The organism is Mammaliicoccus sp. Dog046 (assembly GCF_034039665.1).
Taxonomy (GTDB): domain Bacteria; phylum Bacillota; class Bacilli; order Staphylococcales; family Staphylococcaceae; genus Mammaliicoccus.
This window is the reverse complement of sequence record NZ_CP120131.1, coordinates 2,221,463-2,234,422: the sequence shown is the minus strand read 5'-3', so window position 1 is coordinate 2,234,422 and position 12,960 is coordinate 2,221,463. Positions and strand designations below refer to the sequence as shown.

Annotated in this window: 12 protein-coding genes; all 12 read left to right on the top strand. The window is 32.2% G+C overall.

The annotated features are described in order from the left end of the window. The first annotated feature begins 13 nt into the window (after positions 1-13). The 12 genes from P3U32_RS11095 to P3U32_RS11040 all read left to right on the top strand — a co-directional run bounded on the left by P3U32_RS11095 (position 14) and on the right by P3U32_RS11040 (position 12,959). Positions 14-856, top strand: coding sequence for a class II fructose-bisphosphate aldolase (locus P3U32_RS11095; RefSeq protein WP_323703228.1), 843 nt, complete (start codon positions 14-16; stop codon positions 854-856). 466 nt (positions 857-1,322) lie between these two features. Next, complete coding sequence (locus P3U32_RS11090) at positions 1,323-1,991, top strand: response regulator transcription factor (RefSeq protein WP_323703227.1); 669 nt, start codon at positions 1,323-1,325, stop codon at positions 1,989-1,991. Next, on the top strand, positions 1,988-3,136 hold the full coding sequence (locus P3U32_RS11085) for a sensor histidine kinase (RefSeq protein WP_323703226.1): 1,149 nt from the start codon (positions 1,988-1,990) through the stop codon (positions 3,134-3,136). Before P3U32_RS11090 ends, P3U32_RS11085 begins: the two co-directional genes overlap by 4 nt. Positions 3,137-3,214: 78 nt before the next feature. Next, the gene (locus P3U32_RS11080; RefSeq protein ID WP_323703224.1) at positions 3,215-4,021 is read left to right on the top strand and encodes a COG4705 family protein; all 807 of its coding nucleotides are present in this window, start codon (positions 3,215-3,217) and stop codon (positions 4,019-4,021) included. 104 nt (positions 4,022-4,125) lie between these two features. Continuing rightward, positions 4,126-4,836 (top strand): phosphatase PAP2 family protein, encoded by a 711-nt coding sequence (locus P3U32_RS11075; protein WP_323703223.1) that lies wholly within the window; start codon positions 4,126-4,128, stop codon positions 4,834-4,836. A gap of 268 nt (positions 4,837-5,104) precedes the next feature. Then, complete coding sequence (gene galU / locus P3U32_RS11070; RefSeq protein ID WP_323703221.1) at positions 5,105-5,968, top strand: UTP--glucose-1-phosphate uridylyltransferase GalU; 864 nt, start codon at positions 5,105-5,107, stop codon at positions 5,966-5,968. Positions 5,969-5,985: 17 nt separating this feature from the next. Further along, positions 5,986-7,632 (top strand): phospho-sugar mutase, encoded by a 1,647-nt coding sequence (locus P3U32_RS11065; RefSeq protein ID WP_323703220.1) that lies wholly within the window; start codon positions 5,986-5,988, stop codon positions 7,630-7,632. Between the two features lie 295 nt (positions 7,633-7,927). Beyond that, on the top strand, positions 7,928-8,596 hold the full coding sequence (locus P3U32_RS11060; protein WP_323703219.1) for a Wzz/FepE/Etk N-terminal domain-containing protein: 669 nt from the start codon (positions 7,928-7,930) through the stop codon (positions 8,594-8,596). Positions 8,597-8,610: 14 nt separating this feature from the next. Next, positions 8,611-9,300, top strand: a complete 690-nt coding sequence (locus P3U32_RS11055) for a polysaccharide biosynthesis tyrosine autokinase (RefSeq protein WP_323703218.1) — start codon at positions 8,611-8,613, stop codon at positions 9,298-9,300. A gap of 2 nt (positions 9,301-9,302) precedes the next feature. Continuing rightward, positions 9,303-10,064, top strand: a complete 762-nt coding sequence (locus P3U32_RS11050; RefSeq protein WP_323703217.1) for a tyrosine-protein phosphatase — start codon at positions 9,303-9,305, stop codon at positions 10,062-10,064. Positions 10,065-10,117: 53 nt separating this feature from the next. Continuing rightward, positions 10,118-11,887, top strand: coding sequence for a polysaccharide biosynthesis protein (locus P3U32_RS11045; RefSeq protein ID WP_416361250.1), 1,770 nt, complete (start codon positions 10,118-10,120; stop codon positions 11,885-11,887). Between the two features lie 43 nt (positions 11,888-11,930). Then, complete coding sequence (locus P3U32_RS11040; protein ID WP_323703214.1) at positions 11,931-12,959, top strand: nucleoside-diphosphate sugar epimerase/dehydratase; 1,029 nt, start codon at positions 11,931-11,933, stop codon at positions 12,957-12,959. The last annotated feature ends 1 nt before the right edge of the window (position 12,960 follow it).

Here is a 12,960-nt window from a genome sequence, read left to right as displayed (position 1 = left end):
GGAACGTTAATTAATGAATACATTTATACAAGAAGCGAAACAATCACATTACGCCATTCCTCAAATTAATGTTAATGGATTAATATGGATAGAATGTATTTTGAAAGCAGCAGAAAAAACACGTTCCCCAATTATTTTAGGAACGACAGACAAAGTTATTGAGTTTCTTGGCGGTTATGATTTCATCTGTAAAACAATCAAAAATAAAGTCGCATCAATGGATATAACAGTTCCAGTGATTATTCATCTTGACCATGGATTAACAGTAGAAGGATGTAAGCAAGCAGTAGATGCTGGATATGATTCAGTCATGTTTGATGGTTCGAAACTCCCTATTGAAGAAAATATTGCACAGACAAAAGAAATTGTGGAGTATGCACATAAACATCAAGTTATTGTTGAAGGTGAAGTTGGTGCTATTGGTGGTAATGAAGATGGTGTCATTGGGAATGTACAATATGCACGTTTAGAAGATTGTATTAGACTTGCAGAAGAAGCGAATTTAGATACACTTGCCCCAGCACTTGGATCTGTACATGGTAAATATCAAGGAGAGCCCAATTTAGGATTTGATGAAATGCAAGAAATTCAAGATGCCATTAATATCCCCCTAGTATTGCATGGCGCATCAGGAATTTCAGATGAAGATTTAGTAAAAGCAATTAAACTTGGACATGCCAAAATTAATTTTAATACAGAAATTAATATCGCATGGAGTCAACAATTGAGACAGACACTGACAGATAACCAAGAAATGTTTAATCCCCAACAAATATTGACACCAAGTAAAGCAGCGATACAAGAAACAGTAGAATCCATCATTTATAAATGCTTATCAAATCATCAAGTAGAATAAATAGATTTAATAACGACGTCAGCCTACATTGTATCTCGGACAATGTAGGCTGATTTTTAATGTGAGAGAAGGGAAGGATGAGTAAAGTCGTAGATTAACTTATGAATTAAGCGACGAGATGAGTAAAGTCGTAGATTAACTCTGCAATTAAGCGACGAGATGGTCAAAGTCGTAGATTAACTCTCGAATTAAGCGACGAGATGATCAAAGTCGTAGATTAACTCTCGAATTAAGCGACGAGATGATCAAAGTCGTAGGTTAACTCTGCAATTAAGCGACGAGAATGCCAAAGTCGTGAGTTAATGCCGAAGTTAATCCAAGAGAAGTTCAAAGTCGGGAGTTAATGCCGAAGTTAATCCAAGAGACCATCCCACATCACATATTCACCAACTGATACCACCACAATCAACCTAAAATGTGCAATTTAAAATCAAGAGAATTATAATATCCATTAAGAGGTGAAACGATGAAAGTTCTACTTATTGAAGATAATGAGACGTTAGGTGGTTTCTTAAAAGATATATTGGAGTTGAAACAATATTCTGTTGAGTGGTTACAAGATGGAATAGATGTTGATTTGTATTTTGCACATAGTGGATACGATATAGTACTCGTAGATTGGATGTTACCTTCATGCTCTGGGATCGAAATTATACAAATGTTGCGAAATAAGAAAGTACATGTACCTATTATTATGCTGACGGCCAAATCTGAACTTGATGATAAAGTAGAGGGATTAATGTCTGGTGCAGATGATTATTTAACTAAGCCGTTTGAAATAGAAGAACTAGAGGCAAGGATGATTGCTGTTACGAAACGTTATCAATCTGCATATCAAAATCAAAAATCAATTGGCAATGTAACATATGATTTTGTTAATCATCAATTTTCGGTTAATGGTACTTTAATAGATTTAACTAGGAAAGAATATACGTTACTTGAATTGTTATTCTTAAATCATACTGTTTCAAGAGATATGATGTTAGCGAAAATATGGTCATCGGATCAAATTGTTGGCGATAATAATATCGATGCACTTGTTCGATTACTGAAAAAGAAACTTCAAAGTAACAATACTGACCTGGAAGTTAAAAGTATTCGTGGTATTGGTTACAAATTGGATGTGAAAAAATGAAGACGTATGATTTTAAAAATGTATTTATAAGGTATGTTATTTTATTATCAGTCATCATGTTATTTATCTATGTATGTTTGACGATTATTTTTAATTGGCAAGTGAATAGTGAGATTAAGGAATCATCAACTAAAGAGCTTTCTAGTTTAAAAGCATCGTTGAATGAAGGTGAAATCATCAATAAAGGTACACTTTATTTCACTTTAAAAGATAATAAGATTATGCAAAATAAAACGGATGCTTCGCAAAAGACTTTGTACGCACAAATTGTTAAAAACAAAGATAAAAACTTCAATTGGAAATACGATTCGGAAGTCTATCACATTAATTATGGGAAAATGACGGATGGGTCAAAACTATATAGTTTCACTAATATCACAGATTATGAAGAGACAAAGCAATTACTTAATAATTTATTAGTGTTACTGTTTATTGTGACGGTTATACTTATTGTTGGCGCTGCATATTATATCGCTATTAAACCAGTGAGAGCATACGAGGCTATGTTAGTTCAACATAAGGAATTTATTCAAAATGCATCTCATGAATTGAAGACACCAATAGCATCATTATCATTAGGTATTGATTATATCAATGCACTAGAAGGAAACAGTTTGACTGAACAAAGTCGAAACTCCTTAAAGAAAATGAAATCGGAAATATCATATGCACAGTCGCTAATTGTAAAAACTTTAAACATAGAAATAAATAAACAGACGACAAGTACAATTGATATTTCGCAATTGCTAGACGACGTTATTGAGCAACAAAATGGTTTGAATGATATTCGAATCCAAAAAGATTATAAAGATGGAATTTTATATAATATAGATTCAGTAATCTTCACACAAATGATTACAATATTAGTTGATAATGCGATTAAACATAATGAAAGCAATATTCAATTGAGAATTAGCGCCAGAAAAACGAAAAAAGGATTAAAAGTCGATGTTGAAGATAATGGCAAAGGTATTCAACAAGATCAACTTAATAAAATATTTGATAGATATTATAAAGTAAATAAAGAAGAGGATGGTTCTGGTATTGGTTTGCACATACTTAAAAGCATCGTCTCTGAAGTGAATGGCACGATATCGGTCGAATCTTCGCCAAATAAAAAAACACGATTTATCTTAAATTTATAAGATAAATCGTGTTTTTTTCAGTTTCATTTCAGTTTTGTACTTTATATTGAACTTAAATAAAACAAAGGAGTTGAAATAATGATTAGAGAAGAACAGTTTTCGAAGACATTATTAAATAAAGTACCTCAAATTACGATTTTCTTTTGGATAATTAAAATATTATGTACAACGGTAGGAGAAACATTTGCGGATTTTATAAACGTTAAATTTGGATTAGGATTGACCGTAACAACAATTATAATGGGCGTTGCGTTAGCAGTTTCGTTATATTTCCAATTTAAATCTAATAAATATAGTCCAGGGATTTATTGGTTGACGGTTGTACTGCTTAGCGTATTCGGGACACTTGTTACAGATAATTTAACGGATAATTTAGGTGTACCACTCATCGTGAGTACAGTGCTGTTTTCAATTTTATTAGCAATTACGTTTATTGTTTGGTATATCAATGAAAAAACACTATCCATTCACTCTATCTATACAGTAAAAAGAGAAATATTCTATTGGATCACGATTTTATTCACTTTTGCTTTAGGTACGGCAGTTGGGGATCTATATTCTGAAGAATTAGGATTTGGATATTTAAATACAGGAATTGTAGTTTCATTAATCATTATCGCTGTTTACTTTGCTTATAAACTTGTAGGTATCAATAGTATCCTTGCTTTCTGGATTGGTTATATTTTAACAAGACCACTTGGCGCATCGTTAGGTGATTTATTGTCACAACCACAATCACATGGCGGTTTAGGACTAGGAACAACGATTACGAGCATCATATTCCTAGTTGCAATCTTAGGTAATATTATTTATCTATCGAAGACGAAAATAGACCATCTAGATGAACCACAGGAAGCAGAAAGAAAGATAGATCCAATACATTAAAATCAAAAATATTTTATAGTAACTTTACTGGGACGGGGCTTTGGAATCTCTGAGGAATAAGGAGATTTTAGTCTCGATCCCATTTTATAATTAGGAGAATTTATATGAATATATCAAGCAACAATCACAAATTTATCAATGTGACATTAAGCATATCCCTCGTCTTATTTTTATTTATATTAATGAGTATTTTAATTCATTCACCATTATTGAAAGTGATTGATACAGCGGCGCATGATTGGTTTCTAAATCATTCAGGATCTCCTGTAATGAATTTTCATAGTGGATGGCTGACAGGGTATTTCACAATATTTGCGCGATATTGCGACATTCCAACAATTATCGTAATTACAATATTTATCGCTATTTATTATTTCATAAGAAAGCAGTATTTGTTGAGCGTATGGATGATGTCCACAGTTGGGTTTGGGGGCATACTAGGTATAATAATGAAGCATATGGTACATCGTGAACGCCCAGTTAATCACCTTGCTTTAGATAGTGGATTTTCATTTCCGAGTGGTCATTCACTTGCAAGTACAATGCTCGTTATGATTGTATTATTATTAATTATTAATATAAAAAAGACCTCATTAAGATTAACGATTCGTTATGCCACATTGATTATTTGGATTAGCATATTGGTTAGTCGTTTATACTTTAACGCACATTATTTATCAGATGTAGTTGGAGGCGTTACATTTAGTGCATTCTGGGTGTTGTTACTATTTAATCTTTATCTATTTATTAATGAAAAGGTAACTAACAAAATATCACGTAACAAACCAATGATGAATACGCACAAAACAATTTAAATATAAATCGTACGATTAAAAGAGATAATCTCGTGAAATTTAGAGAATTTCTCTTTTTTTAGATTAACTCCTATACAAAATATAGAGTAGTCATCAGTTTTCACATATGGCGTTAGTTTTATAGCGAATTATGATAAAATTACGAATGGATATATATTTTACATAAGAATGATTAATGACGTTGAAAAAATATAAATGAAATAAAATAACATAGATAAGTGTTGAGTCTTTTTCAAAGTAAAGGTTAACGATGAAAGGATGTTTTAAAATGACGATTAAAAAAGCAATTATACCCGCAGCAGGATTAGGTACACGTTTCTTACCAGCAACAAAAGCAATGCCGAAAGAAATGTTACCTATATTAGATAAACCAACAATACAATATATTGTAGAAGAAGCGGCACGTGCAGGAATTGAAGATATTATCATCGTGACAGGTAAACATAAACGCGCGATTGAAGACCATTTCGATATTCAAAAAGAACTTGAAACAACTTTATTTGAAAAAGGGAAATTGGAATTACTAGATAAAGTACAATATTCAACAAATTTAGCGAATATCTTCTATGTTCGTCAAAAAGAACAAAAAGGTTTAGGTCATGCGATTTATACAGCGAAGCAATTTATTGGTGACGAACCATTTGCGGTACTATTAGGAGATGACATTGTAGAATCTGATAATCCAGCGATAAAACAACTAATGGATAAATACGAAGAAACCGAGAAATCTGTAATTGGCGTACAAACAGTACCTGAAACAGAAACACATCGATATGGTATTATCGCGCCACAATCACAAGATAATCGTTTATATGAAGTAGAAAAATTTGTTGAGAAACCAGCTAAAGGCACAGCACCTTCAAATCTTGCGATCATGGGAAGATATGTACTTTCACCTCAAATCTTTGATTATTTAGAAACACAAACAGAAGGAAGCGGTGGAGAAATTCAATTAACAGATGCGATTGAACGTTTAAATAAAGATGACAAAGTATATGCTTATGACTTTGAAGGTCAACGCTATGATGTTGGAGAAAAAATCGGATTTGTAAAAACAACGATTGAATATGCATTGAAAGATGAAGAAATGCGTGAAGAAATTAAAAGCTATATTCAATCATTAGATATTTAAGCAAAGGAGATAGAACTTTGAGAACACAATGGGAAAGTAAAGTTTCTGATAGCTTAGTCGAAAAATTTTATAAAATTCAATCTGAGAATGAAATTGAAGAAGGATTCACGGATGAATTGTCCTTTGGAACAGCAGGTATAAGAAGTACGTTTGGTATAGGACCGGGACGATTAAATAAATTTACGATTCAAAAATTCGCTCTAGGATTTGCGAAATATTTAAGAAAAGATAGTGAAGATGTAAATGTTTTGATTCATTATGATACAAGACATCTTTCTAAAGAATTTGCTGTAGAAATAGCAAAAGTTCTAGGCACTAATGGTGTTAAGGTGATATTGCCTGAATCATATAAATCAACGCCAGAATTATCATTCGCAGTGAGACACCTTGATACATCAGCAGGAATTATGATTACAGCAAGTCATAATCCTAAAAACTATAATGGTATTAAAGTATATGGTCCAGATGGTGGACAATTGTTGACTGCACCCTCATTAGAATTAAGTGAGTATATTGAGCGTGTCGAAAACCCATTAAATATCGAAACAAAGTTATATGAAGAACTAATTGAAGATAATATGATACAACCATTTCCTCAGACAGTAACTGAAGCGTATAAAGATTCAGTGAAACAATTAGTTGGAGATATTCACTTGAATAATCATAAGACTGTCCTAACAAGTTTACACGGGACAAGCTTACCGTTGTTGTCAGATATACTTGATGATTTATCTTATACGAATTATGTCGTCGTACAAGCACAATCAACACCAGATGGGGACTTTCCAACTGTGAATATTGCTAATCCAGAAATGGAAGACACATTTGATTTAAGTAAAAGACTCGCAGAACTAGAAGATGCACAATTCATCATCGCAACTGATCCAGATGCCGATCGAATTGGTATTGTCGAACGCTATGCAGATGGATCGACTATATACTTCAACGGTAATGAAATAGGATTATTATTATTGAAACTTCGTAATGATGAATTACCTGTAGATAAATCTAAATACATGATTAAATCCGTTGTAACAGGTGCGCTAAGTGAGAAGTTAGCAGAGTCATTAAATATAAATGTTGTAAATGTATTAACAGGATTTAAGTATATTTCAGAACAACTGAAACAATATGAAACAAGTGAGTCTCAACTTGTATTGGCATATGAAGAGAGTCACGGTTATTTAGTAGATGATTTCTCTAGAGATAAAGATGCGATACAAATAGCGGCTTTATTGATTAAATACAAAGCGTTGCTTGATAAACAGGGCCAAACATTTAAAAATGTATTGGATGATATATACAACATTCTTGGTCAATATCAAGATCGAACACTGTCACCGACGTTTGCTGGTGCAGAAGGCAGAAACAAGATTAATCAAATCATGTCACGATTTAAACAGATCGATACGATAGAATTAGATAATTTAAACCCACTTTATATTGAAAATTATATTACACAAGAAAAATTCGAAATATCAAGTGGAAAAACAGAACCAATCACATTACCACAAGCAGATTTAATTAAATTTATCTTCGAAGAAGGTTTCATCGCCGTAAGACCATCAGGTACAGAACCGAAGATGAAGTTGTACTTCTCATTAGATGTGGAAGATTTAGATAAAGTCATAGATGAATTTGAGAGAAAATATGAATTGAAATAGTAGGAATCCCGCTCAACACAGAACGTGTTGAGCGGGATTTTTGTATTCATTTACCAATTATCTCCTTATTAGTAATTTTTGTCTATTAAATACTATAGGTATATAATTTATTCAAAGAGTTAAACTAAATACGATTTAAAATAATTTAAGAATAAATATAAAACAATTGTACTATTTTTGATAGAGTAAAAGAAAAAGTGAATTTTTTGTAAATTTTCATAAATATAATTGTAAATCTAAAGAAATAATGTATAATCAAATTGTATTAAATATAAAGAGGTATTTGGAGGAATTTATGGAAGAATCAATTGATTTAAGCAAGTTATTTACAATTTTAAAGAAAAACATTAAATTTTTAATTATTTTACCAATTGTATTTCTTATTTTGAGTATGGTGATAACGTTTTTATTAATTACACCTAAATATGCATCATCAACTCAAGTCATCGTCAATCAAAAAGAAACAGATAACCAAATGATGGCGCAACAAGTTCAATCGGATCTACAACGTGTTAATACATATTCGGAAATTATTAAGAGTCCGAGGATATTGGATCAAGTATCAAAGAATTTAAAAGGTAAATATTCTAGTAAAGAAATCTCAGGAATGCTAACTGTCAGCAATCAAACAGAGTCTCAAATATTGAATATTACTGTTGAAAACGAAAGTCAGAAAGCTGCTGGTAAAGTAGCAAATGAAATTGCTAATGTATTTAAAAAAGATGTCAAAAAAATTATGAATGTCGATAATGTCTCAGTGTTATCTAAAGCAGACAGTAACGGCAGTAAAGTCTCACCTAAACCACTTATCAATGCTGTGGTTGGTATTTTTTTAGGCTTAATTGTCGCACTAATCATAATTTTCTTGAAAGAAATCTTAGATAAACGCATTAAAACAGAAGAAGACGTTGAAGAAATACTTGGATTACCTGTATTAGGTGTTATTCAAAGATTTGACCAATAGAAGAGGTGAAAAAAATGGCTAAAAAGAAAAATACAAAAATCACTCAACTCATTACTTATGAGAAGCCGAAGTCAGTAATTAGTGAGAAATTCAGAGGTATTCGTTCAAACATATTGTTCTCGACTGCAGATAATAATATGCAATCTTTGTTAGTAACATCTGATATGCCTTCATCAGGTAAATCTACAATGTCAGCCAATATTGCGATTACGTATGCACAAGCTGGCTTTAAAACGTTATTGATTGATGGAGATATGAGAAAACCAACACAACATTATATATTCAAAAAAAATAATGTTAAAGGCTTATCCAGTGTAGTAATTAATAAAAGTACTTTGAACGAAACTGTACAAAGTACGGATATTACAGATTTAAATGTTTTAACATCTGGACCTATTCCACCGAATCCGTCTGAATTGATTGGTTCATCGAATATGCTAGATATATTTGAAACATTAAAGAAAGAATATGACTTTATTATTATTGATACGCCTCCAGTCAATACAGTGACAGATGCACAACTATTTGGTGAATTAGCAAAACATGCCGTTTTTGTTGTTGATGCTGAAAAAAATAATAGAGATTCCGTAAAAAAAGGAAAAACATTATTAGAAAAAGCCGGAACAAAAATTCTTGGTGTAGTACTCAATAAAGCACCATTAGATAAATCATCTAGCTCATACTACTATTACGGAGAAGAATGATTATGATAGACATTCATAATCATTTAATTGTCGGTGTGGATGATGGGGCACAAACAGATGAAGATTTCATTTCATTGATAGAACAAGCACATGACCAAGGGATTACAGGAATTGTATTAACCCCTCATCATTTGCATCCAAGATATGATAATTCATTTGCTGATGTTACTAAAGCTGTTGAGGAATTAAAGCAACGTCAAGAAGTTAAAGATTTAAATATTGACCTGTATCCAGGACAAGAAATTAGAATTACAGACAAGATATTAGATGAGATTGATCAACATAAGTTAAGTGGACTGAATCATTCCAAATATTTACTCATAGAACTACCTTCTAATGAAGTGCCACATTACACCAAACATCTTCTGTTTGAAATACAAGCGAGAGGGTTCATACCGATTATTGCGCATCCTGAACGCAATAAAGCCATTGCGAAAGATATCAATTTACTTTATGAATTGATCAACAATGGTTCGCTGAGTCAACTAACAGCTTCATCACTTATAGGAACACATGGGAAGAACTTACAAAAATTATCAATTCAAATGTTAGAACACAATTTAGTACATTTTATTGCCTCGGACGCACATCACTCGGAAAGAAGACCTTTCAGCATGGATGGGCTTTTTGGCAATTCAAAAACAAAGCATTACGAACCTGAAATTAAACAATTATTAAACAATAATGAAAATTTAATTCAAGACAAAGATATTGCAACGGAAAGACCAATGGAATATAAGAAAAAGCGATTTGGTCTATTTTAATAAAGGAAATCGGGGAATGAGAATTGAGTTATTTATCAACTAAACAAAGACTGATGATGTTATTAATCATTGACTCACTTATTGTTACTTTATCGGTGTTTTTAGGATATTACATCTTAGAACCATTTTTCGCAGGGTATTCGATTAAGTTACTGTTGTTATCCTCATTAATCTTACTTATATCACATCATGTATTTGCGCAAATCTTTGATTTGTATCATAGGGCATGGGAATACGCGAGTGTAAGTGAATTAATATTGATTGTTAAAGCAGTGACCGGATCAATCATATCAACAACAATCATCGTTTCTATTATTATTCAGCACCCACCATTTTTAAGACTTTATTTCATCACTTGGATGATGCATTTGTTACTCATTGGTGGTTCGAGACTATCATGGAGAATATATAGAAAAGCATTTATCAGTAAAGAAGGTAAGAAGAAAGCGACTTTAGTAGTAGGTGGCGGTCGTGGAGGTTCTTTACTTATTAGACAAATGATGAATACACCATACATGGGCATGGAACCAGTATTGGTCGTAGATGATGATCCAAATAAGCAGAAGATGTCCATTACTTCGGGTGTTAAAGTCCAAGGTTATATTAAAGACATACCAAACTTAGTGAAGAAATTTAACATTAAGAAAATTATCATCGCTATACCAACATTGTCACAACAAAGATTAAGAGAAATTAATGGATTTTGTGAAAGATCACAAGTTGAAGTGTTCAAAATGCCAAATATCGAGAATGTGATGTCTGGTGAATTAGAAGTGAATCAACTTAAGAAAGTTGAAGTCGAAGATTTACTAGGACGTGAACCTGTAGAACTAGACATGGCTTCGATTTCGAAAGAACTGACACATAAAACGATACTTGTAACGGGTGCTGGTGGATCTATTGGCTCAGAAATATGTAGACAAGTATGTAAATTCAATCCAGATCGTATATTACTACTCGGCCATGGTGAGAATAGTATTTATCATATTAATCAAGAATTAAGTGGAATTTATAAGGATAAATTTGAAATCATACCAATAATTGCTGATGTTCAAGATAGACAGCGCATGATAGATATTATGCAAACGTACAAACCATATGTCGTATATCACGCAGCAGCTCATAAACACGTTCCATTGATGGAATACAATCCACAAGAAGCCATCAAGAATAATGTGATTGGTACAAGAAATACTGCAGAAGCAGCTAAATTAGCAGAAGTCAGTAAATTTGTAATGGTTTCAACAGATAAAGCAGTCAATCCACCAAACGTGATGGGCGCTTCTAAGAGAGTCGCAGAAATGGTCGTTCAAAGTATGAACAATGAAACGTCAAAGACAGACTTTGTAGCCGTACGATTTGGAAATGTATTAGGTTCAAGAGGATCAGTAATACCATTATTTAAGAAGCAAATAGAAGCGGGTGGACCAGTCACAGTCACACATCCAGATATGACTCGATATTTCATGACAATACCAGAAGCATCGAGACTTGTATTACAAGCAGGTGCATTGGCAACAGGTGGAGAAGTATTTGTATTAGATATGGGTAAACCAGTGAAAATTGTAGACTTAGCAAAAAATCTCATTCGATTAAGTGGATATAACGAAGAAGACATTGGTATTGAATTTAGTGGTATACGACCAGGGGAAAAACTATTTGAAGAATTATTGAATAAGGATGAAATACATCCAGAGCAAGTATACGAGAAGATTTATAGAGGGAAAGTTAAGGAAATTGATATGAGAGAAGTAAATGAAGTTATCGATGAATTACTTAATAATTTCAAAAAAGAAAACATTATCAAGTTTACTAATAACTAAATCAACGCATGTAACATTAAAAATACGATAAATGGGTGAGGAAATGTTCAAAGGAAAAACAATACTAATTACAGGTGGAACCGGTTCGTTTGGAAATGCAGTTATGAAAAGGTTTTTGCACACTGATATTAAAGAAATTAGAGTATTTTCACGAGATGAAAAGAAACAAGATGATTTAAGAAAAAAATATAATAACGATAAATTGAAATTTTATATAGGTGATGTAAGAGACGCTTTAAGTGTTGAAAGTGCAATGAGAGGTGTCGACTTTGTCTTTCATGCAGCAGCATTAAAACAAGTTCCATCTTGTGAATTCTTTCCAATTGAAGCTGTAAAAACGAATATATTAGGTACAGAAAATGTTGTGCAATCAGCAATTAGAGCAAATGTAAAAAAAGTAATTTGTCTTTCCACAGATAAAGCAGCTTATCCAATTAATGCTATGGGAATATCAAAGGCAATGATGGAAAAAGTATTTGTCGCAAAATCAAGAAATGTAGATGAAAGTCAAACGCTTATATGTGGTACGAGATATGGAAATGTTATGGCTTCAAGAGGATCAGTCATTCCTTTATTTATTGAAAAAATATTCAATAATGAGCCATTAACTGTGACAGACCCAGAAATGACAAGGTATTTAATGAGTTTAGAAGAAGCGGTTGAATTAGTGATACATGCATTTAAACATGCTGAAACAGGAGATATCATGGTTCAAAAAGCACCAGCATCAACAGTAGGTGACTTAGCACAAGCATTGTTAGAACTATTTGATGCAAATAATGAGATTAAAATTATTGGTACACGTCATGGTGAGAAAAAAGCAGAAACTTTACTTACAAGAGAAGAATATGCACAAGCAGAAGATATGGGTGATTATTACAGAGTACCTGCAGACTCAAGAGATTTAAATTACGGAAATTACTTTGAAGATGGTAAGGAAGAAATAACTGAAGCATATGAATATAATTCTGATAATACCCATCGATTAACGATTCCAGAAATTAAAGAAAAATTAATGGCACTTGATTATGTTAAAAATGAAGTCGAAAAATATAAAAGCCAAGTAAATTAGG

What these genes read in the sequence shown, in the direction of transcription:
- galU (WP_323703221.1), top strand. Translation starts at nt 5,105, where the DNA reads ATGACGATTAAAAAAGCAATTATACCCGCAGCAGGATTAGGTACACGT.
- P3U32_RS11085 (WP_323703226.1), top strand. Translation starts at nt 1,988, where the DNA reads ATGAAGACGTATGATTTTAAAAATGTATTTATAAGGTATGTTATTTTA.
- P3U32_RS11055 (WP_323703218.1), top strand. Translation starts at nt 8,611, where the DNA reads ATGGCTAAAAAGAAAAATACAAAAATCACTCAACTCATTACTTATGAG.
- P3U32_RS11050 (WP_323703217.1), top strand. Translation starts at nt 9,303, where the DNA reads ATGATAGACATTCATAATCATTTAATTGTCGGTGTGGATGATGGGGCA.
- P3U32_RS11095 (WP_323703228.1), top strand. Translation starts at nt 14, where the DNA reads ATGAATACATTTATACAAGAAGCGAAACAATCACATTACGCCATTCCT.
- P3U32_RS11075 (WP_323703223.1), top strand. Translation starts at nt 4,126, where the DNA reads ATGAATATATCAAGCAACAATCACAAATTTATCAATGTGACATTAAGC.
- P3U32_RS11040 (WP_323703214.1), top strand. Translation starts at nt 11,931, where the DNA reads ATGTTCAAAGGAAAAACAATACTAATTACAGGTGGAACCGGTTCGTTT.
- P3U32_RS11060 (WP_323703219.1), top strand. Translation starts at nt 7,928, where the DNA reads ATGGAAGAATCAATTGATTTAAGCAAGTTATTTACAATTTTAAAGAAA.
- P3U32_RS11045 (WP_416361250.1), top strand. Translation starts at nt 10,118, where the DNA reads ATGATGTTATTAATCATTGACTCACTTATTGTTACTTTATCGGTGTTT.
- P3U32_RS11090 (WP_323703227.1), top strand. Translation starts at nt 1,323, where the DNA reads ATGAAAGTTCTACTTATTGAAGATAATGAGACGTTAGGTGGTTTCTTA.
- P3U32_RS11080 (WP_323703224.1), top strand. Translation starts at nt 3,215, where the DNA reads ATGATTAGAGAAGAACAGTTTTCGAAGACATTATTAAATAAAGTACCT.